This is a genomic window from Pseudomonas sp. AL03, from assembly GCF_029960815.1.
In the GTDB taxonomy this organism is placed as follows: Bacteria; Pseudomonadota; Gammaproteobacteria; order Pseudomonadales; family Pseudomonadaceae; genus Aquipseudomonas.
In genome coordinates this window covers 1-18,970 of record NZ_JASBRE010000050.1, presented here as the reverse complement: position 1 = coordinate 18,970, position 18,970 = coordinate 1, and the positions used below count along the sequence as shown (strand labels likewise).

Annotated in this window: 20 protein-coding genes; 10 read left to right on the top strand and 10 right to left on the bottom strand. The window is 59.9% G+C overall.

Annotated features, from left to right (window positions below; all coding sequences use genetic code 11):
- Nucleotides 1-150 precede the first annotated feature (150 nt).
- The 4 genes from trmB to QK293_RS26760 form a co-directional block, all read right to left on the bottom strand.
- Entirely contained in the window at nt 151-876 is a 726-nt protein-coding gene (gene trmB / locus QK293_RS26775) for a tRNA (guanosine(46)-N7)-methyltransferase TrmB (RefSeq protein WP_282383193.1), read from the bottom strand.
- A gap of 9 nt (nt 877-885) precedes the next feature.
- Nucleotides 886-1,680: a thiazole synthase gene (locus QK293_RS26770; protein WP_007897902.1), complete on the bottom strand. Its 795-nt coding sequence runs from the start codon at nt 1,678-1,680 to the stop codon at nt 886-888.
- 60 nt (nt 1,681-1,740) lie between these two features.
- Complete coding sequence (thiS, locus tag QK293_RS26765) at nt 1,741-1,941, bottom strand: sulfur carrier protein ThiS (RefSeq protein ID WP_167394879.1); 201 nt, start codon at nt 1,939-1,941, stop codon at nt 1,741-1,743.
- Between the two features lie 181 nt (nt 1,942-2,122).
- Nucleotides 2,123-2,494, bottom strand: a complete 372-nt coding sequence (locus QK293_RS26760) for a DUF423 domain-containing protein (RefSeq protein WP_282383189.1) — start codon at nt 2,492-2,494, stop codon at nt 2,123-2,125.
- A gap of 74 nt (nt 2,495-2,568) precedes the next feature.
- On the opposite strand from QK293_RS26760, the gene mtgA reads away from it, so the two are divergent.
- Nucleotides 2,569-3,291 carry a monofunctional biosynthetic peptidoglycan transglycosylase gene (mtgA, locus tag QK293_RS26755; protein ID WP_282383187.1) on the top strand — a complete coding sequence of 241 codons (723 nt, stop codon included), beginning with the start codon at nt 2,569-2,571 and terminating at the stop codon, nt 3,289-3,291.
- Between the two features lie 68 nt (nt 3,292-3,359).
- Here the strand turns inward: mtgA and rpoH are convergent, their stop codons facing one another.
- The 4 genes from rpoH to ftsY all read right to left on the bottom strand — a co-directional run bounded on the left by rpoH (nt 3,360) and on the right by ftsY (nt 7,514).
- On the bottom strand, nt 3,360-4,214 hold the full coding sequence (gene rpoH / locus QK293_RS26750) for an RNA polymerase sigma factor RpoH (RefSeq protein ID WP_282383185.1): 855 nt from the start codon (nt 4,212-4,214) through the stop codon (nt 3,360-3,362).
- A gap of 113 nt (nt 4,215-4,327) precedes the next feature.
- Nucleotides 4,328-5,350: a permease-like cell division protein FtsX gene (ftsX, locus tag QK293_RS26745; RefSeq protein WP_282383183.1), complete on the bottom strand. Its 1,023-nt coding sequence runs from the start codon at nt 5,348-5,350 to the stop codon at nt 4,328-4,330.
- A complete protein-coding gene (ftsE, locus tag QK293_RS26740) occupies nt 5,347-6,018 on the bottom strand; it encodes a cell division ATP-binding protein FtsE (RefSeq protein ID WP_008152655.1) in 672 nt (223 codons plus the stop codon). The genes ftsX and ftsE overlap by 4 nt, the downstream gene beginning before the upstream one ends.
- Nucleotides 6,015-7,514 carry a signal recognition particle-docking protein FtsY gene (gene ftsY, locus QK293_RS26735; RefSeq protein WP_282383179.1) on the bottom strand — a complete coding sequence of 500 codons (1,500 nt, stop codon included), beginning with the start codon at nt 7,512-7,514 and terminating at the stop codon, nt 6,015-6,017. The genes ftsE and ftsY overlap by 4 nt, the downstream gene beginning before the upstream one ends.
- A 344-nt stretch (nt 7,515-7,858) precedes the next feature.
- Here ftsY and QK293_RS26730 point away from each other — a divergent pair, with 344 nt between their 5' ends.
- From QK293_RS26730 to QK293_RS26715, 4 genes are all read left to right on the top strand, one after another.
- Nucleotides 7,859-9,214, top strand: a complete 1,356-nt coding sequence (locus QK293_RS26730) for a pitrilysin family protein (RefSeq protein ID WP_282383177.1) — start codon at nt 7,859-7,861, stop codon at nt 9,212-9,214.
- Nucleotides 9,207-10,697, top strand: a complete 1,491-nt coding sequence (locus tag QK293_RS26725; RefSeq protein ID WP_282383175.1) for a pitrilysin family protein — start codon at nt 9,207-9,209, stop codon at nt 10,695-10,697. The genes QK293_RS26730 and QK293_RS26725 overlap by 8 nt, the downstream gene beginning before the upstream one ends.
- A complete protein-coding gene (rsmD, locus tag QK293_RS26720; protein ID WP_282383173.1) occupies nt 10,697-11,308 on the top strand; it encodes a 16S rRNA (guanine(966)-N(2))-methyltransferase RsmD in 612 nt (203 codons plus the stop codon). The genes QK293_RS26725 and rsmD overlap by 1 nt, the downstream gene beginning before the upstream one ends.
- Nucleotides 11,309-11,371: 63 nt before the next feature.
- On the top strand, nt 11,372-12,367 hold the full coding sequence (locus QK293_RS26715; RefSeq protein ID WP_282383170.1) for a hydrolase: 996 nt from the start codon (nt 11,372-11,374) through the stop codon (nt 12,365-12,367).
- A 40-nt stretch (nt 12,368-12,407) separates the two neighbouring features.
- On the opposite strand, the gene QK293_RS26710 is transcribed toward QK293_RS26715, so the two are convergent.
- The gene (locus tag QK293_RS26710; protein WP_282383168.1) at nt 12,408-13,262 is read right to left on the bottom strand and encodes a sulfurtransferase; all 855 of its coding nucleotides are present in this window, start codon (nt 13,260-13,262) and stop codon (nt 12,408-12,410) included.
- Nucleotides 13,263-13,306: 44 nt separating this feature from the next.
- Complete coding sequence (locus QK293_RS26705; RefSeq protein WP_282383164.1) at nt 13,307-13,978, bottom strand: TetR/AcrR family transcriptional regulator; 672 nt, start codon at nt 13,976-13,978, stop codon at nt 13,307-13,309.
- Between the two features lie 146 nt (nt 13,979-14,124).
- Here QK293_RS26705 and QK293_RS26700 point away from each other — a divergent pair, with 146 nt between their 5' ends.
- The 5 genes from QK293_RS26700 (at nt 14,125) to QK293_RS26680 (ending at nt 18,829) form a co-directional block, all read left to right on the top strand.
- Nucleotides 14,125-15,555 carry a coniferyl aldehyde dehydrogenase gene (locus QK293_RS26700; protein ID WP_282383161.1) on the top strand — a complete coding sequence of 477 codons (1,431 nt, stop codon included), beginning with the start codon at nt 14,125-14,127 and terminating at the stop codon, nt 15,553-15,555.
- 28 nt (nt 15,556-15,583) lie between these two features.
- A complete protein-coding gene (locus QK293_RS26695; RefSeq protein ID WP_282383157.1) occupies nt 15,584-16,129 on the top strand; it encodes a twin-arginine translocation pathway signal protein in 546 nt (181 codons plus the stop codon).
- A gap of 155 nt (nt 16,130-16,284) precedes the next feature.
- Nucleotides 16,285-17,880: a GMC family oxidoreductase gene (locus QK293_RS26690; RefSeq protein ID WP_282383155.1), complete on the top strand. Its 1,596-nt coding sequence runs from the start codon at nt 16,285-16,287 to the stop codon at nt 17,878-17,880.
- Nucleotides 17,881-17,995: 115 nt separating this feature from the next.
- Entirely contained in the window at nt 17,996-18,475 is a 480-nt protein-coding gene (gene coaD, locus QK293_RS26685; protein ID WP_008150570.1) for a pantetheine-phosphate adenylyltransferase, read from the top strand.
- A 102-nt stretch (nt 18,476-18,577) separates the two neighbouring features.
- Complete coding sequence (locus QK293_RS26680; RefSeq protein ID WP_048722619.1) at nt 18,578-18,829, top strand: YfhL family 4Fe-4S dicluster ferredoxin; 252 nt, start codon at nt 18,578-18,580, stop codon at nt 18,827-18,829.
- Nucleotides 18,830-18,970 lie beyond the last annotated feature (141 nt).

Genomic DNA, 18,970 nt, shown 5'->3' with positions numbered 1-18,970 from the left:
ACGCATCAAAAACAGTATTGCAGAAAAGGGGGTAACCATAGATGTGGGAGCGAGCCTGCTCGCGAAGGCGTCGTCACATTCAACATTATCGTTGACTGTCAGACCGCTTTCGCGAGCAGGCTCGCTCCCACATGGGGTGTTGCGTAAGGCTTAAGACTGTTTTTCGAACTTCAGATCCCACACGCCATGCCCAAGACGTTCGCCGCGGCGTTCGAACTTGGTGATCGGGCGCTCGGCCGGGCGCGGGACGCATTTGCCGTCTTCGGCCAGGTTGCGGTAACCCGGCGCAACGTTCATCACTTCCAGCATGTACTCGGCGTACGGTTCCCAGTCGGTGGCCATGTGCAGCACACCGCCGACCTTTAACTTGCTGCGTACCAGTTCAGCGAACGACGCCTGAACGATACGGCGCTTGTGGTGACGGCTCTTGTGCCACGGGTCCGGAAAAAACAGCATCAGGCGATCGAGGCTGTTGTCGGCCACGCAGCGGTTGAGCACTTCGATCGCATCGCAATCGTAGACGCGCAGGTTGGTCAGGCCTTGAGTCAGCACGCCATTGAGCAGCGCACCAACACCCGGACGGTGCACTTCCACGCCGATAAAATCCTGTTCCGGCGAGGCCGCGGCCATTTCCAGCAGCGAATGACCCATGCCGAAGCCGATTTCCAGGGAGCGCGGCGCCGAACGGCCGAACACCTGATCGAAGTCCACCGGCGCATCGGCCAGCGGCAGGACGAACAGCGGCGTGCCCTGCTCCAGCCCTTTTTGCTGGCCTTCGGTCATGCGTCCGGCGCGCATCACGAAACTTTTGATGCGGCGGTGTTGGCGCTCTTCGCCTTCTTCCGTCTGGATTGGCGTGTCGTTTGATTCAGTCATCAATGGCTCTTACTTGATCAGACCATCCAGCGGCGAGGAGGCGCTGGCATAGAGTTTTTTCGGCATGCGGCCGGCGAGGTAGGCCAGGCGGCCTGCAACGATGGCGTGTTTCATGGCTTCAGCCATCATGATCGGCTGCTGGGCATGGGCGATGGCCGAGTTCATCAGCACCGCTTCGCAACCCAGTTCCATGGCGATGGTGGCGTCGGAAGCGGTACCGACACCGGCATCCACCAGCACCGGAATCTTGGCTTCTTCGAGGATGATCTGCAGGTTGTACGGGTTGCAGATCCCAAGGCCCGTGCCGATCAGACCGGCCAGCGGCATCACCGCGATGCAGCCGATTTCCGCCAGTTGACGGGCGATGATCGGGTCATCGCTGGTGTAAACCATCACGTCGAAACCTTCCTTGACCAGTACTTCGGCGGCCTTGAGGGTCTCGATCACGTTAGGGAACAGGGTTTTCTGGTCCGCCAGCACTTCCAGCTTCACCAGGTTGTGGCCGCCGAGCAGCTCACGGGCCAAGCGACAGGTGCGCACAGCCTCGGTAGCGTCGAAGCAACCGGCGGTGTTAGGCAGGAAGGTGTAGCGATCCGGCGACAGGACTTCGAGCAGGTTCGGTTCGCCCGGGTTCTGGCCGAGGTTGGTGCGGCGCACGGCGAATGTGACGATCTCGGCACCCGAGGCTTCGATGGCCAGGCGGGTTTCTTCCATGTCGCGGTACTTGCCGGTACCTACCAGCAAACGCGACTGGTAAGTACGACCGGCCAGGACGAAGGGCTTGTCGCTACGAACGATGCTCATGGGAAATCCTCTGTAGGGGTGAGGTTCTTGCAGAATTCTGTGCCCTTGCGGGCCGGGCGACTAGCCGCCGCCGATGGCGTGTACCACTTCGACATTGTCGCCGTCGTTCAGCGTGGTGTCGGCATGCTGGCTGCGCGGGACGATATCCAGATTGAGTTCGACCGCCACCCGGCGTCCGGTCAGATCCAGACGGGTCAGCAGGGCCGCAACGGTTTCGCCGTCGGGCAGTTCAAGGGATTCGCCGTTCAACTGAATGCGCATACCGAATGCCGCCATCATTTTTAGGGGCTGGCATTCTAGCCCGATCAGTCTAGGTGACCCAAGCCATTCGTCTTGAAACTAGATTCAGTAGGAGCGAGGCTTGCCCGCGAAGGCGTCGTGTCAGGCGATGTCTATGCTCAATGAACTGACGCCTTCGCGGGCAAGCCTCGCTCCTACAAGGTCAGCTCAACCGCCAGGCGGCAAGCCCCAGGCAGAACCAGCCCACCAGAAATGCCAGCCCGCCGAAGGGGGTGATGATCCCTAACTTGCTGACGCCGGTCATGGTCAACAGGTACAGACTGCCGGAGAACAGCAGAATGCCGATGACAAACGATGCACCCGCCCACGTGATCAGACGACCGGGAATCTGCGTGGCCAGCAATGCCACGCCCAGCAAGGCCAGGGTGTGCACCAATTGGTAGGTCACGCCGGTGTGGAAGATCGCCAGGTATTCGGGCGTCAGACGGTTTTTCAGGCCGTGGGCGGCGAACGCGCCAAGGGCAACGCCGGTGAAGCCGAAAAAAGCGGCCAGCATCAGAAAGCCACGCAGCATGAAGAACTCCAGTCAGACTCGATCAACAGGGTCTGTATAATGGCCCGCTCAACGGGTTCGGCCAAGCCATCTCTATGCTGCGTTTATTTTTGCGACGATTCACGAAGGCCCTGCTCTGGTTCGCGGGTGGCAGCGTATTGCTGGTTCTGATTTTTCGCGTGGTACCTCCACCGGGGACGGCCTTGATGGTCGAGCGCAAGGTCGAATCCTGGTTCGACGGCGAACCCATCGACCTGCAACGCACCTGGAAACCCTGGGATGAAATCTCCGATGACCTGAAAGTCGCGGTGATTGCCGGCGAGGATCAGAAATTCCCGGAGCATTGGGGTTTTGACTTTGGCGCGATCCAGGCTGCACTGGCCCACAACGAGCTCGGCGGATCGATTCGCGGCGCCAGCACCCTGAGTCAGCAGGTCTCGAAGAATCTGTTTCTGTGGTCCGGCCGCAGCTGGTTACGCAAAGGCCTGGAAGCCTGGTTTACCGGGCTGATCGAAGTGCTCTGGCCCAAGCAGAGAATTCTCGAGGTGTACCTCAACAGCGTTGAATGGGATGACGGTGTGTTTGGCGCCGAAGCAGCGGCCAGGCATCACTTTGGCGTCGGCGCTCGCTCGCTGTCCCGGCAGCAGGCCAGTTCGCTGGCTGCGGTGCTGCCTAACCCGCGCGTTTGGAGTGCCGGTCATCCAACCAACTATGTCGCACGGCGAGCGGGATGGATTCGGCGGCAGATGAGTCAGCTCGGTGGTGACAGCTACCTTGCTGGGCTTAATGAATCGCGCCGCGCACCTTGGGCACAGTGACTTTTTGATGCACAAACAACAACGCCCCGATCAATGATCGGGGCGTTTTTTGTTGCCGGGCGCGCAGGTTAAGCGGCGATCGACACCTTGAGCTTGTTCATCGCGCTCTTCTCGAGCTGACGAATACGCTCGGCCGACACGTTGTACTTCTGCGCCAGGTCGTGCAGCGTAGCTTTTTCTTCTGCCAGCCAGCGCTGGTAGAGGATGTCACGGCTGCGGTCGTCCAGCACTTCAAGCGCTTCGTGCAGGTTGTGGTTCGAGTTGTCGCTCCAGTCAGCCTCTTCCAGTTGACGGGCCGGGTCGTACCGGTGGTCTTCCAGATAGTTGGCCGGCGATTGGAAAGCGCTGTCATCGTCCGCTTCCGCGGCCGGGTCGAAGGCCATGTCATGACCGGTCAGGCGACTTTCCATCTCGCGCACTTCCCGAGGCTCTACACCGAGGCTTTCCGCCACACGGTGGACTTCCTCGTTGTTCAGCCACGCCAGACGCTTCTTCTGGCTGCGCAGGTTGAAAAACAGCTTGCGTTGAGCCTTGGTGGTCGCGACTTTCACAATGCGCCAGTTGCGCAGAATGAACTCGTGGATTTCCGCCTTGATCCAGTGCACGGCAAAGGACACCAGGCGTACACCCATTTCCGGGTTGAAGCGCTTCACTGCCTTCATCAGGCCGACGTTGCCTTCCTGAATCAGGTCGGCCTGAGCCAGACCGTAGCCGGAATAGCTACGGGCGATATGTACAACAAAACGCAGGTGGGCGAGCACCATCTGCCGAGCCGCCCCCAAATCCTGCTCATAATAGAGACTCTCGGCCAGTTCACGCTCCTGCTCCGGCGTCAGCAACGGAATGCTGTTCACCGTGTGCACATAGGCCTCCAGGTTCGCACCCGGGACCAGAGCATATGCAGGTTGCAAAGAATTGGTCATACGAAAAAACCTCCGACTTACATAACTCGTGCAGTTCAGCACTGCGAAAATTGACCGGAAACCGAAAGACAAGTTCCCATAAACGCTGAAAGGTCAATACGAGCAAAATGATACTACTTAGGCGCAAGCTCCCTCAGGTGGCGTGCGACTGCAATCCATGCACCGATATACCCCAACAGCACCGCGCCAAGCAAGAGCGACAGACCATCTGCAACTGGCACTCCGGCCAGCGCGAAATCACTGCCGTACAAGCCGGCCAGCCCCACCACCGCATCGTTCAGCCAATCAAGGCCAAACGCCAATACGCCCCAGGAAAGAATCCCAGCACCGAAGCCATATAGCGCACCCATATACAGAAAGGGCCTGCGCACATAGCTGTCAGTGCCGCCGACGAGTTTAATCACTTCTATCTCTGTGCGGCGGTTTTCAATATGAAGACGAATGGTATTGCCTATCACCAAAAGTAATGCAGAAACCAAAAGCACGGTCAGACCGAAGACAAAACGGTCGCCCAGCTTGAGGATCGCTGCCAGACGCTCGACCCAGACTAGATCAAGTTGCGCCTGTTGTACCTTCGGCAACTCAGAAAGTTTTTGTCTTAATGCTTCAAGCGCGGGCTTGTCGACTTCATTCGGCGTCACCAGAACCACGCCTGGCAGCGGGTTCTCCGGCAGCTCCTTGAGCGCCTCGCCCAGACCGGACTGCTGCTGAAACTCTTCCAGCGCTTGATCGCGGCCGACATATTCAGCATCGGCGACGCCGGGCATCCCCTTGATCTGCTCGCGCAGCGACTCACCCTCAGCGGGGCTGGCCTCGATTTGCAGGTACAGGGAAATCTGCGCCGCACGTTGCCAGGAACCGCCGAGGCGTTCGACGTTACTTAGCAAAAGTGACAGGCCCATGGGCAAACTCAGAGCCACCGCCATCACCATGCAGGTAAAGAAGCTACCGATTGGCTGCTTGCCCAAACGACGCAAGCTATCGAGCAGACTGGCCCGATGACTCTCGACCCAGGCGCGGAACAACGTGGCGAAGTCCGGACCGTCGTCATCGTCGCGTTTTTTCTTCTGCGGCTGCGGATCGGCGGCCTTGGGGGCCACGCGCTCGGAAACCTTGGGGCTGCGTGTCGCACTCATACGCCAGCCTCCCCGTCGCCGATCAATCGGCCGCGCTGCAGCGTCAGCATGCGGTGACGCATACGGGCGATCAGCGCCAGGTCGTGACTGGCAATCAGCACGCTGGTGCCCAGACGGTTGATGTCTTCGAACACGCCCATGATTTCTGCCGCCAGACGCGGATCGAGGTTACCAGTCGGCTCATCTGCCAGCAGCAAGGCCGGGCGGTGAACGATGGCGCGGGCGATGCCGACGCGCTGTTGTTGACCGGTGGACAGGTCGCCAGGGTACAGATCGGTCTTGTCCGAGAGCGCTACGCGCTCCAGGGCCGAATCCACGCGCTTGGCGATCTCGGCCTTGGACAGTCCAAGGATCTGCAAGGGCAGCGCGATATTGTTGAACACCGTGCGATCGAACAGTAACTGGTGGTTCTGGAACACCACGCCGATCTGCCGGCGCAAGTACGGGATCTGCGCATTGCTGATAGTACTCAGGTCTTGACCGGCCAACAGCAACTTGCCGGTGGTCGGACGTTCCATCGCCAGCAGCAGGCGCAACAAGGTGCTTTTACCGGCGCCAGAGTGGCCGGTCACAAACAAAAACTCGCCCCGACGGACTCGAAAGCTCAGCTCATGCAAGCCGACGTGACCGTTCGGGTAGCGCTTACCGACCTGCTCGAAACGAATCATGAACGCTCCCGCTCGGCAAACAGTGCCTGGACAAAGGGTTCTGCTTCAAAAGTACGCAAATCATCGATGCCTTCACCGACGCCGATGTAGCGAATGGGCAAGCCAAACTGCTTGGCGAGGGCGAAAATCACCCCACCTTTGGCGGTGCCGTCGAGCTTGGTCAGCGCCAGGCCGGTCAGTTCGACGGTCTGGTTGAATTGCTTGGCCTGACTGATCGCGTTCTGCCCCGTACCAGCATCGAGCACCAATAGCACCTCGTGAGGCGCATCGGCGTCGAGCTTGCTGATAACCCGGCGAACCTTCTTCAGCTCTTCCATCAAATTGTCTTTGGTGTGCAGACGACCGGCGGTGTCGGCGATCAGCACGTCGATGCCACGGGCCTTGGCCGCTTGCACGGCATCGAAAATAACCGAAGCCGAGTCAGCGCCGGTGTGCTGGGCGATGACCGGGATCTTGTTGCGTTCGCCCCAGACCTGCAATTGCTCGACGGCGGCGGCGCGGAAGGTATCGCCGGCCGCGAGCATGACTTTCTTGCCTTCAAGTTGCAGCTTTTTCGCCAGTTTGCCGATGGTGGTGGTCTTGCCGGCGCCGTTGACGCCGACGACCAGAATCACGAACGGCTTGCTCTGCGAAGTGATTTTCAGCGGTTGCTCGACGGGCTTGAGCATCGCCGCCAGTTCCGCTTGCAGGGATTTGTACAGCGCATCGGCATCGGCCAGTTCTTTACGGGCAACTTTCTGGGTCAGATGCTGAATGATCACCGACGTCGCCTCGACGCCAACGTCGGCGGTCAGCAAGCGGGTTTCGATGTCTTCAAGCAGCTCGTCATCGATGATCTTCCTGCCCAGGAACAGGCTGGCCATGCCTTCGCCGATGCTGGCGCTGGTCTTGGACAAGCCTTGTTTCAGGCGGGCGAAGAAACCGGCTTTGGTTTCTTCGGTACGCGCAGGCTCGGCAGGCGCTTCGACGGGAGCGACAGGTGCGGCGGCAACGGGAGCGACAACCGGTGCGGGTGCTGGAGCAACCGGAGCAACAAATGCAGGAACGACAGGCTCCGGGACCACGAACGCAGGCTCGGCCATGACAACTGGCGCGACAACCGGCTCAACCACTGGCGCCTGAACGGGCTCCGGAGCAAATGCGCTCGGCGCTGGAATCGGCGGCGCAACGTGCGGCGCCAGCTCATCTTCGACCAATGCCACCGGCTCTTCCGCCACAGGCAAGGTCAGCCACGGCTCTGCGGTTGGCGCCAGCGGCAGCTCAACCACCAGTTCAGTTTCAGGCTCAACCTCAACTATCGGTTGCAGCACCGGCTCAGCGATCGGCAAGACAACCGGCGCGGGCTCTTCTTCTATGACCGGCGCAGGCGTTGGCTCAGGAAGTGGCTGTGGCTGTTCGACGACGGGTTCCTGCGGCTTTTTGCGCAGCCATCCGAACAGGCTTTTCTTCTCACCAGCCTCAGCTGGGGCTTTCTTGTCGTCGTTGGAACCAAACATGGAGGACGGCTATCTCACGGTAGCGACGCGCCAAAGGGCGCCCCGGCAAATAAATATTCGATGCAGAACAGACTGCGATTGACCCAGCTTGTTCACGCGCAACATTTTGTCGAGGTGCAAACAGCACCTCAAAGGTTGACTAATACGAAGGACTGGAACGGCATCGTCGGCGAAAACGCAGAGTTTAGCTGACAAACTCAAATCTTTAGCCGTAAACCCAAACAACCTGCTGACCGATCAAAGGCCTGATAGGCGTGGCCGCCAGTAAAACGGATCAGTATCCTAGCACCCTCTCGCCCGCCGACGCTAAGACCAAGCGGGCAGCTCAACAGGTTAAAAAACGAATGAATGCTTTAGCCCGCCGCGCTGCAGGCCTGCTGCTCAGCACAGTTTGTCTGCCCCTCTCGGCCCTGGCTGCCGATCCACAACCCACTCACGAATTCACCCTCGATAACGGCCTGAAGGTCGTCGTGCGCGAAGACCACCGTGCGCCGGTGGTGGTTTCCCAAGTCTGGTACAAGGTCGGCTCAAGCTACGAGACCCCGGGTCAGACCGGTTTGTCCCACGCACTGGAACACATGATGTTCAAGGGCAGCGAGAAAGTCGGCCCCGGCGAAGCCTCGCTGATCCTGCGCGACCTCGGCGCTGAAGAGAACGCGTTCACCAGCGACGATTTCACCGCTTATTACCAGGTGCTGGCCCGTGACCGTCTGGGCGTGGCCTTCGAGCTGGAAGCCGACCGCATGGCCAGCCTGCGTCTGCCGGCCGACGAGTTCGCCCGCGAGATCGAAGTCATTAAAGAAGAACGTCGCCTGCGCACCGACGACAAACCAATGTCCAAGGCCTACGAACGCTTCAAGGCCATGGCCTACCCGGCCAGCGGTTACCACACGCCGACCATCGGCTGGATGGCTGACCTCGATCGCATGAAAGTCGAGGAGCTGCGCCACTGGTACCAATCCTGGTACGTGCCGAACAACGCCACACTGGTCGTGGTCGGCGACGTGACCCCGGATGAGGTCAAAACCCTGGCCCAGCGCTACTTCGGCCCGATCGCCAAACGTGATGTGCCACCGGCGAAAATCCCGCTGGAACTGGCCGAACCTGGCGAGCGGCAGATCACCCTGCACGTGCAGACCCAACTGCCAAGCCTGATGCTGGGTTTCAACGTGCCAAGCATCGCCACCGCCGAAGACAAACGTTCGGTGAATGCCTTGCGCCTGATCTCGGCCCTGCTCGACGGCGGCTACAGCGGACGCATCCCGACACAACTGGAGCGCGGCGAAGAGCTGGTGTCCGGCGGTTCGTCGAGCTACGACGCCTTTACCCGTGGCGACAGCCTGTTCACCTTGTCGGCTACGCCCAATACCCAGAAAAAGAAAACCATGGCCCAGGTCGAAGCCGGTTTGTGGAAGCTGCTTGAACAGCTGAAAACCACCGCGCCGTCCGCTGAAGAGCTGGAACGCGTCCGCGCACAGGTCATCGCAGGCCTGGTCTACGAGCGTGACTCGATCACCAGCCAGGCCACCGCCATTGGTCAATTGGAAACTGTTGGCCTGTCGTGGAAGCTGATGGACACCGAACTCGCCGACCTGGAAAGCGTGACCCCGCAAGACATCCAGAACGCCGCCAAGCTGTATTTCACCCGCGAACGTCTCAGCGTCGCCCATGTATTGCCAGAGGAGACGACTCATGAGTGAGCGTAAAAAACCGCGCTTGGCCCTGATTGGCCTGATCGCTGTCGCATTGATCGGGTCTGCAGCTTTTTACTTCTCGAAGACCGACGAATCCAAGGCCAGCGAAGCCCTCGACAAGGCCAAGGCCAGCCAGAAGCTGCAATCGCTGGCAGAACTCGACGGCAAGGCGCCAAGCCACCGCACCTTGGACGTGCAGACCTGGAAAACCGCCGAAGGCGCCAAGGTGCTGTTCGTTGAAGCCCGGGAGCTGCCGATGTTCGACATGCGCCTGATCTTCGCCGCCGGCAGCAGCCAGGACGGCAACGCACCCGGTCTCTCCATGCTGACCAATGCCATGCTCAACGAAGGTGTAGCCGGCAAAGATGTTGGTGCCATCGCTCATGGCTTCGAAGGCCTGGGCGCAGACTTTGGCAACGGCGCGTTTAAAGACATGGCACTGGCATCCCTGCGCAGCCTCAGCGCCGCGGACAAACGCGAACCGGCCCTGAAGTTGTTCTCTGAAGTCGTCGGCAAACCGACCTTCCCTGCCGATTCCTTTGCGCGCATCAAGAACCAGATGCTCGCCGGTTTCGAATACCAGAAGCAGAACCCGGGCAAACTGGCGAGCCTGGAGCTGATGAACCGTCTGTACGGCGATCACCCGTATGCGCATTCCAGCGACGGCACGGCGAAAACCGTTCCGGCGATTACGGTGGCGCAGATGCGCGCGTTTCATGAGAAGGCCTATGCGGCGGGCAACGTGGTGATTGCGCTGGTGGGCGACCTGTCTCGTGCCGAGGCGGAGGCGATTGCTTCGCAAGTTTCCAGCACGCTGCCAAAAGGTCCTGAGCTGGCGAAAATCTCGCAACCGGAGGAACCGAAAGCCAGCATCGGTCACATCGAGTTCCCGTCCAAGCAGACCAACCTGATGCTCGCGCAACTGGGCATCGATCGTGACGACCCGGACTACGCAGCACTGTCCATGGGCAACCAGATACTCGGCGGCGGTGGCTTTGGCACCCGGCTGATGAGCGAAGTGCGCGAGAAGCGTGGCCTGGCTTACGGCGTGTATTCGGGTTTCAGCCCGATGCAGGCGCGCGGCCCGTTCATGATCAACCTGCAAACTCGCGCCGAGATGAGCGAAGGCACGCTGAAACTGGTGCAAGACGTGCTCGCCGACTACCTTAAAACCGGCCCGACCGAGAAAGAACTCGATGACGCCAAGCGTGAATTGGCCGGCAGTTTCCCGCTGTCCACTGCCAGCAACGCCGATATTGTCGGCCAGCTCGGCGCCATGGGTTTCTACAACCTGCCGCTGAATTATCTGGATGACTTTATGCGTGAGTCCCAGAGCCTGACGGTCGAACAGGTCAAAACCGCGCTGAACAAACACTTGAGCACGGACAAAATGGTCATCGTCAGCGCTGGCCCGACCGTGCCGCAAAAGCCGTTACCGGCCCCTACTGATAAACCTGCCGAGCAACCGCTCGGGGTTCCGGAGCATTAATGGCCACTCGTCCTAAAAAACCTGTTCACAACGTGCACAACGGTGTGAACCAACTGCGCATCATCGGCGGTGAATGGGGCAGCCGAAAGCTGAGCTTCCCGGATGCACCGGGCTTGCGCCCGACCCCGGACCGGGTGCGTGAAACCCTGTTCAACTGGCTCGCGCCGTACGTTGCCGGGGCCAAAGTGTTTGATCCGTTCGCCGGCAGCGGCGCGTTGTTCCTCGAGGCGTTGTCCCGTGGCGCGGCCATGGGTCAGGCGCTGGACGCCAGCAACATCGCGGTCGCCAGCATCAAGGAGCATCTGGGCACGCTGCGCTGCACCACCGGCCAGATTCAGACCGCCGATGCCCTGCGCTACCTGGAAACCCAGACAGCAACTGCGTACGACGTGGTGTTCCTCGATCCGCCGTTCAACCAGAACCTGTTGCCGACCGTCTGCACGCTGCTTGAAGAGCGTCAATGGCTGGCCAACGAGGCCTGGATCTACACTGAAAGCGAAAACGCGCCATCGATACTCGGTCTGCCAGGCAACTGGCGCCTGCACCGGGAGCAGAAATCCGGGCGGGTTTACTACGCGTTGTGGCAACGTATGGCAGAGATCGCCGGTTAATCGACCGGCCTGAAAAAGGTGCGCGCCTCAAGCGAGGCTCGCACCGCTGCATCGAGAATAAACGTGTCCCATCCGCCAGAACGCTTCACCCCCGCCTTCGGCCTCGGCAATCCGCACTTGCAAACCTTGTGGGGACCGCTGTGGCGCAAAACCACGCACATCGAACGCCAACGCGAACGCTTGTGGCTTGAGGACGGTGACTTTCTCGATCTCGACTGGCACGGCCCGCACAGCGCCGATGCGCCACTGGTGCTGGTGTTGCACGGCCTGACCGGCTCTTCAAATTCGCCTTACGTGGCCGGGGTGCAGAAAGCACTGGGCGCGCAAGGCTGGGCCAGCGTCGCGCTGAACTGGCGCGGCTGCTCAGGCGAGCCGAATCTGTTGCCGCGCAGCTACCACTCCGGTGCCAGCGAAGACCTGGCCGAAACCATCAAGCACCTGCGGGCCAAACGCCCTCTGGCGCCACTGTATGCGATCGGCTATTCCCTGGGCGGCAATGTCTTGCTCAAGCACTTGGGCGAATCCGGCAGTGACAGCGGCGTGGTCGGTGCGGTGGCGGTGTCGGTGCCGTTTCGTCTCGATCAATGCGCCGACCGTATCGGCCAGGGTTTCTCCAAGGTCTATCAGGCGCATTTCATGCGCGAGATGGTGGCCTACATCAAGAACAAGCAGCGACAGTTCCAGCATGACGGGCGCGAGGATGGACTGGCGACATTGGCTGCGCTGGGCTCACTGGAGAACATGCGCACGTTCTGGGATTTCGATGGCCGGGTCACGGCGCCGCTGAATGGTTTTGCCGATGCCAAGGATTACTATCGTCAAGCCTCGAGTCGCTATTTCCTAGGCGAGATTCGTACGCCAACCCTGATCATTCAAGCGGCCGATGACCCGTTTGTCTTTCCTCATAGCCTGCCGCAAGCCGAGGAATTGTCCGCCTGCACTCAATTCGAACTACAGCCCAAGGGTGGGCATGTCGGCTTCGTCGATGGCTCGTTCAGGCAACCGGGTTATTACCTGGAACGCCGCATCCCGCAGTGGCTGACCGCAGGTCGCGAGTAATGGGTTGCGAGCAAGCCCGCTTCCACATTTAGATGGGGGATTACTCGCCGATGGCGATGCCATGCGCAGGATCGTTGATCCACTCGCTCCATGAACCGGCATACAACGATCCCAACGGATACCCGGCTAGACACAGTGCAAACAGGTTGTGACACGCCGTCACGCCAGAACCGCAGTACGCCACCAGATCGGTCGGCGAACGATTACCAAGTTTGTCGGCAAAACGCTGCTTGAGCTGATCCGCCGGCAGAAAACGCCCGTCGCTGCCCAGGTTGTCAGTGAACGCCGCACATTGTGCGCCGGGGATGTGCCCGGCAATCGGGTCGATCGGCTCGACTTCGCCCTTGAAGCGCGGCAAGCCGCGGGCATCGAGCAAGGTCAGCGCGGGCTGGCCAAGACGTTGCTGGAGCTGTTCGGCGCTCAAGATCAGCGCGTTGTCCGGTGCCCCCGTGAAGGTGCCACGTTCAATCTCCGGCGCATCAAGACTCAGGGGTAAACCGGCCGCGTGCCAGGCCTTGAGCCCGCCATCGAGGATGAACACGCCGTCACGTTTACCCAGCCAGGCCAGCAACCACCAGGCCCGCGCCGCGTAGGCACCCGGACCGTCGTCGTACAAAACCACATCGCTGTCGGCGTTGGTGCCCCAGGATTGCAGACGTTCGATCACGTCTTCAGGTTCAGGCAACGGATGGCGCCCGGTCACACCCTTGACCACAGTCCCGCTCAAATCACGCTCAAGATCGGCAAAGCTCGACCCGGCGATATGCCCTTCGGCATAACTGCGCTGACCGTAATCCGGGTCTTCGAGGGCAAAACGACAATCCAGAATCACCAACCCCGGCTGATCCTTTTTCAAGTCCAACGCTTGTGGGCTGATCAGCTGCGCAATGGGCATAACGGACTCCTGTGATTAGGCTGTGCTTGATCCTACTGCACTTTCTATCCCACTTCTTCCAGCGCTTGGGCCAGTGGTACGTAAAATTCCTCAAACAGCGCATTCACCGCGGCGCGAGACTGATCCGTGACAAAACCGGCCTCAAGCACCAGCACCTGATACACGCCGCGTTTAATGGCCTGCTCGCTCAGGTGATTGGAGTTATCACGTGTGGTGCATAGAAAACGCACCCAGGACGTCAGGATGATCCAGGCATTAAGCGTCAAGGATTCAATCTGAACCTTGTCCATTTGCAGGATGCCGGCCTCGACGAAGCCCGCGTAGATGTGCGTGCCATGGATCAGACAGCGTTGGGAAAAACGCCGATAACGGGCGGCCAGCTCTGGATCGCTGTCGAGCAGATGCTCCAGATCGCGGTGCAAAAACCGGTAGCGCCACATGGCGGCCAGCAACTCCTGGAGGTAGACGCGCTTGTCGTCAACCGTGGCGGCGCGGCCCTGGGGTGGGCGCAGGAAGCTGTCCACCAGGCTTTCGTACTCACTGAACAGCACGGCGATGATCGCCTGCTTGTTGGGGAAGTGGTAGTACAGGTTGCCCGGTGAAATTTCCATGTGGGCAGCAATGTGGTTGGTGCTGATGCTGCGCTCACCCTGCTGATTGAACAGCTCCAGGCTGTTCTGCACGATGCGCTCGCTGGTTTTGATCCGAGGGGCCATGGCTTGGGCTTTAATTCAGAGTGCGTTGACGGGCATCTTACGACCTAACGGGGAGTGGATAAAACAACGCTGCACCAGGATGTCATTTGACTTTCTAGAGCACGGACTCTAAAAAGTCCCTTATTACACTAAAACCGGAGCCGACCATGACTGCTGACATCGCCTACCTGCAGAACCTCCAGCAGCCTCTGGATGAGCTCCAGACCCTGTTCGACGCCCAACGCACGGCGTATGCAGCCAACCCGATGCCGCCCGCTGCCCAGCGCCAGCAGTGGCTAAAAGCCCTGCGAGATCTGTTGAGCAATGAGCGGCAGGCTCTGATCGATGCCATCAGCCAGGATTTCAGTCATCGCAGCGCCGATGAAACCCTGCTCGCCGAACTGATGCCCAGCCTGCATGGCATTCACTACGCCAATCAGCACCTCAAAGGCTGGATGAAGGCGTCGAAGCGCAAGGTCGGGATTGCCTTTCAACCCGCGGCAGCCAAAGTCGTTTATCAACCTTTGGGTGTGGTCGGGGTGATCGTGCCGTGGAACTATCCACTGTATCTGGCCATCGGGCCATTGGTAGGCGCGCTGTCGGCAGGCAATCGGGTGATGCTCAAACTCAGTGAGTCGACCCCGGTCTTCGGTGTGTTGCTCAAGGAACTGCTGGGCCGAATCTTCCCGCAAGACCTGGTCTGCGTGGTGCTGGGCGAAGCCGATATCGGTGTAGCGTTCTCAAAGCTGCGCTTCGATCACCTGCTGTTCACCGGCGCCACCAGCGTTGGCAAACACGTGATGCGTGCGGCGGCCGAGAACCTGACCCCGGTGACCCTCGAACTCGGCGGCAAATCCCCGGCCATCGTGTCTCGCGACGTGCCGCTCAAGGACGCTGCCGAACGCATCGCCTTCGGCAAGACGCTCAACGCCGGGCAGACCTGCGTGGCCCCGGACTATGTCCTGGTGCCGGAGGATCGCGTCGGTGCGTTTATCGAGGCCTATCGTCAGGCGGTTCGCGGTTTTTATCCGACCCTGACCGACAACCCTGACTACACAGCGATCATCAATGACCGACAATTGGCGCGCCTCAACGGCTACATCAGCGACGCCACCAGCAAGGGGGCGCTGCTGATTCCTCTGTTCGACCAGGGCCAGGGGCGCCGCATGAGCCACAGCCTGCTGCTCAATGTCAGCAACGACATGATGGTGATGCAGGACGAAATCTTCGGCCCGCTGTTGCCGATCGTTCCGTACAAGGATCTGGATCAAGCCTTTGCCTACATCAACCAACGACCTCGTCCGCTGGCCCTGTATTACTTCGGCTACGACAAGCGTGAGCAAAATCGCGTGCTTCACGAAACCCATTCCGGCGGTGTGTGCCTGAACGACACCCTGCTGCACGTCGCTCAGGACGACATGCCATTCGGCGGTATCGGCGCTTCGGGCATGGGTCATTACCACGGCCACGAAGGTTTCCTGACCTTCAGCAAAGCCAAAGGTGTGCTGATCAAACAGCGGTTCAATGCGGCGAAATTGATCTACCCGCCGTACGGAAAATCCATTCAGAAGCTGATTCAGAAGCTGTTTATCCGCTAACGATCATCACCACCGGGTAATAACAATAATGAGCCCAAGTCTGTCCGATACACCTGCGCTGTCACGGCGCGGCTTGCTTAAATTCAGCCTGGGTGCCAGCGCCTTTCTCGCCACCGCGGGTTTGGGAGCGAGCCTCAGCGGCTGCTCGTCGAGCATTGCAGCCAGTGGTTTCGCGATTCTGCGCAGCGGTGACTTGCTGTTTCTGCGGGCACTGATTCCGGTGATGCTCGACGGCGCCGTGGCCGTCGAGAAAATGCCGACGGCCGTCGATGGCACCCTGAACTGCCTGGATAACAGCTTGAATCACCTGTCGCCGGAAATGCTCAAGCTGACCCAGCAGTTATTCGATGTGCTGGGAATGGCCGTGACTCGCGGACCGCTGACCGGGATCTGGGGCAGCTGGGAAAACGCCAGTGCTGACGAGATTCGGCACTTTCTGGATCGCTGGGAAAACAGCGCGTTAAGTTTGCTGCGCATGGGCCACAGCTCGCTGCAGCAGCTGGTGATGATGGCGTGGTACAGCCGGGCGGAGTCATGGGCGCATTGCGGGTATCCCGGACCGCCGACGGTTTGAAACCGAGTCGACCCATTCGCGGGCAAGCCTCGCTCCCACAGGGTTTGAGTCGTTCATAAAAGGGTGGTCCACCTCAAATCCTGTGGGAGCGAGGCTTGCCCGCGAAGACGTCAGCCGCTTCACCACCGAACTCAAAATAAGAAGAGAACCTGAACATGCCCGTACCCGATCCGTTCCGCGAAGGCCTGGCCCGTGGCTGGAAAACCTATAACGGTTCGCAACTGTCCCAGGACCTGACCCTCGAAGCGGACGTGGCGATTATCGGCAGCGGCGCTGGCGGCGGGACCACCGCCGAAATTCTCAGCGCCGCGGGCTACAAGGTGTTGCTGATCGAGGAAGGCCCGCTCAAGACCAGCAGCGACTTCAAGATGCTCGAAGACCAGGCCTACACAAACCTCTATCAGGAAGGTATCGGCCGCATGAGCAAGGACGGCGCGATCACCATCCTCCAGGGTCGGGCGGTGGGCGGCACCACGCTGATCAACTGGACCTCAAGCTTTCGCACGCCGGACCCGACCCTCGACCACTGGGCCAAAGAACACGACGTCAAAGGCCACACGCCGGCCGAGATGGCGCCGTGGTTCGAGAAGATGGAACAACGCCTGGGCGTCGCTCCCTGGATGATCCCCCCCAACGCCAACAACGACGTGATCCGCAAAGGCTGCGAAAAACTTGGCTACGCCTGGCATGTGATCCCTCGCAACGTGCGTGGCTGCTGGAATCTCGGATACTGCGGCATGGGTTGCCCGACCAACGCCAAGCAATCAATGCTGGTGACGACCATTCCGGCGACCCTGGAAAAAGGCGGTGAGCTGCTTTATCTGGCTCGCGCCGAAAAGCTCTTGATCAGCGGCGACAAGGTCACAGGATTGCAATGCGTAGCGATGGATGACCGTTGCGTCGCTCCCATGGGCAAGACAATCACGGTCAAGGCCCGGCATTACGTGCTGGCTGGCGGCGGGATCAACAGCCCGGCGCTGCTCATGCGCTCCGAGGCGCCCGATCCGCACAAACGGCTGGGGAAAAGGACTTTTCTACACCTGGTGAACATGTCGGCCGGGCTGTTCGACGAGGTGATCAACCCGTTCTATGGCGCGCCACAGTCGATCTATTCCGACCATTTCCAATGGCAGGACGGCACCACCGGGAAAATGTCTTACAAACTTGAAGTGCCGCCGCTGCACCCGGCGCTGGCGAGCACTCTACTCGGTGGCTTCGGTCAGGAAAACGCCCGGTACATGGAAAACCTGCCCCATACCCACGCTATGTTGGCGTTGCTGCGGGATGGTTTCCACCCGGACAGCCCGGGCGGTAGCGTCGAGTTGCGCGGTGACGGCACGCCGGTGCTCGACTATCAGGTTTCTCCCTATGCCTGGGACGGGTTGCGCCGGGCGTTCCACAGCATGGCCGAGATCCAGTTCGCTGGCGGTGCCAAGGCGGTGATGCCCATGCACGCCGACGCTCGCTACGTAAAAACCCTGGCAGAAGCGCGCACACTGATCGACGGCCTGAGCCTTGAGCTGTATCGCACACGCCTTGGCAGTGCCCATGTGATGGGCGGTTGTGCCATGGGTGAAGAGCCGAAAAACGCCGTGACCGACAGCCTCGGCCGCCATCATCAGATAAGCAACCTGTCGATTCATGACGGCTCGCTGTTCCCCACCAGCATTGGCGCAAACCCGCAATTGTCGGTCTACGGGCTGACAGCGCAGCTGGCAACTTCTTTGGCCGAACGTTTGAAAAACCCATGAAAATGGAGAATATTCCAATCGTCTATAGTGCTTTCTTACCCAAAAGGCGACTTGGCCGACCGGGAAGGCTGCGATACCATCCGACTCCCCAACGGACTCCCGCCAGGACGACGCGATGAACCGAGTGTTGTACCCAGGTACCTTCGACCCTATTACCAAGGGCCATGGCGATCTGGTCGAACGCGCCGCGCGCCTGTTCGATCATGTGATCATCGCCGTCGCCGCCAGCCCGAAGAAAAACCCGTTGTTTCCCCTGGAACAGCGTGTGGCGCTGGCCCGCGAGGTCACTAAACATCTACCCAACGTTGAAGTCGTCGGCTTCTCGACGTTGCTGGCGCACTTCGCCAAAGAGAAGAACGCCAACGTGTTCCTGCGTGGTTTGCGTGCGGTGTCGGACTTCGAATACGAATTCCAGTTGGCCAACATGAACCGTCAGCTGGCGCCGGATGTGGAAAGTCTGTTTCTTACCCCGTCGGAGCGTTATTCGTACATTTCCTCGACGCTGGTTCGTGAAATCGCAGCCCTGGGCGGCGATATCACCAAGTTCGTACACCCTGCGGTGGCGGATGCCCTGAACGAGCGCTTCAAGAAGTAACAACCGCTCAAGCGGCGCCCGCGTGCACTGCGGGCGCCAATGCGGCACAATTGTGCGCATTGGTTTATTGCGCCCGGGCCTTCCGCCCTGGCTGGAGTTAGCATGTCCCTGATCATCACCGACGATTGCATCAACTGCGACGTCTGCGAACCCGAGTGCCCGAACGCCGCCATTTCTCAAGGCGAAGAGATCTACGTGATCGACCCGAACCTGTGCACACAGTGTGTGGGCCACTACGACGAACCTCAGTGCCAGCAAGTTTGCCCGGTGGATTGCATCCCGCTGGACGAGGCGCATCCAGAGACTGAAGAGCAGTTGATGGCGAAGTATCGGGTGATTACTGGTAAGGCTTGATTCATTTGGTGTCTGTGAGGACGCCTTCGCGGGCAAGCCTCGCTCCTACAGGTTTGGGCCGTTCGCTGTTGTCCGCTACGACTCTGGACCTGTAGATACTCTGTTCACGGTCAAGCTTTCGCGAGATGTTTTTCGCTAAAA

What these genes read in the sequence shown, in the direction of transcription:
- ftsY (WP_282383179.1), bottom strand. Translation starts at nt 7,514, where the DNA reads ATGTTTGGTTCCAACGACGACAAGAAAGCCCCAGCTGAGGCTGGTGAG.
- QK293_RS26770 (WP_007897902.1), bottom strand. Translation starts at nt 1,680, where the DNA reads ATGAGCATCGTTCGTAGCGACAAGCCCTTCGTCCTGGCCGGTCGTACT.
- coaD (WP_008150570.1), top strand. Translation starts at nt 17,996, where the DNA reads ATGAACCGAGTGTTGTACCCAGGTACCTTCGACCCTATTACCAAGGGC.
- ftsX (WP_282383183.1), bottom strand. Translation starts at nt 5,350, where the DNA reads ATGAGTGCGACACGCAGCCCCAAGGTTTCCGAGCGCGTGGCCCCCAAG.
- mtgA (WP_282383187.1), top strand. Translation starts at nt 2,569, where the DNA reads ATGCTGCGTTTATTTTTGCGACGATTCACGAAGGCCCTGCTCTGGTTC.
- QK293_RS26710 (WP_282383168.1), bottom strand. Translation starts at nt 13,262, where the DNA reads ATGCCCATTGCGCAGCTGATCAGCCCACAAGCGTTGGACTTGAAAAAG.
- QK293_RS26730 (WP_282383177.1), top strand. Translation starts at nt 7,859, where the DNA reads ATGAATGCTTTAGCCCGCCGCGCTGCAGGCCTGCTGCTCAGCACAGTT.
- rpoH (WP_282383185.1), bottom strand. Translation starts at nt 4,214, where the DNA reads ATGACCAATTCTTTGCAACCTGCATATGCTCTGGTCCCGGGTGCGAAC.
- rsmD (WP_282383173.1), top strand. Translation starts at nt 10,697, where the DNA reads ATGGCCACTCGTCCTAAAAAACCTGTTCACAACGTGCACAACGGTGTG.
- thiS (WP_167394879.1), bottom strand. Translation starts at nt 1,941, where the DNA reads ATGCGCATTCAGTTGAACGGCGAATCCCTTGAACTGCCCGACGGCGAA.
- QK293_RS26725 (WP_282383175.1), top strand. Translation starts at nt 9,207, where the DNA reads ATGAGTGAGCGTAAAAAACCGCGCTTGGCCCTGATTGGCCTGATCGCT.
- trmB (WP_282383193.1), bottom strand. Translation starts at nt 876, where the DNA reads ATGACTGAATCAAACGACACGCCAATCCAGACGGAAGAAGGCGAAGAG.
- ftsE (WP_008152655.1), bottom strand. Translation starts at nt 6,018, where the DNA reads ATGATTCGTTTCGAGCAGGTCGGTAAGCGCTACCCGAACGGTCACGTC.
- QK293_RS26690 (WP_282383155.1), top strand. Translation starts at nt 16,285, where the DNA reads ATGCCCGTACCCGATCCGTTCCGCGAAGGCCTGGCCCGTGGCTGGAAA.
- QK293_RS26760 (WP_282383189.1), bottom strand. Translation starts at nt 2,494, where the DNA reads ATGCTGCGTGGCTTTCTGATGCTGGCCGCTTTTTTCGGCTTCACCGGC.
- QK293_RS26695 (WP_282383157.1), top strand. Translation starts at nt 15,584, where the DNA reads ATGAGCCCAAGTCTGTCCGATACACCTGCGCTGTCACGGCGCGGCTTG.
- QK293_RS26705 (WP_282383164.1), bottom strand. Translation starts at nt 13,978, where the DNA reads ATGGCCCCTCGGATCAAAACCAGCGAGCGCATCGTGCAGAACAGCCTG.
- QK293_RS26680 (WP_048722619.1), top strand. Translation starts at nt 18,578, where the DNA reads ATGTCCCTGATCATCACCGACGATTGCATCAACTGCGACGTCTGCGAA.
- QK293_RS26700 (WP_282383161.1), top strand. Translation starts at nt 14,125, where the DNA reads ATGACTGCTGACATCGCCTACCTGCAGAACCTCCAGCAGCCTCTGGAT.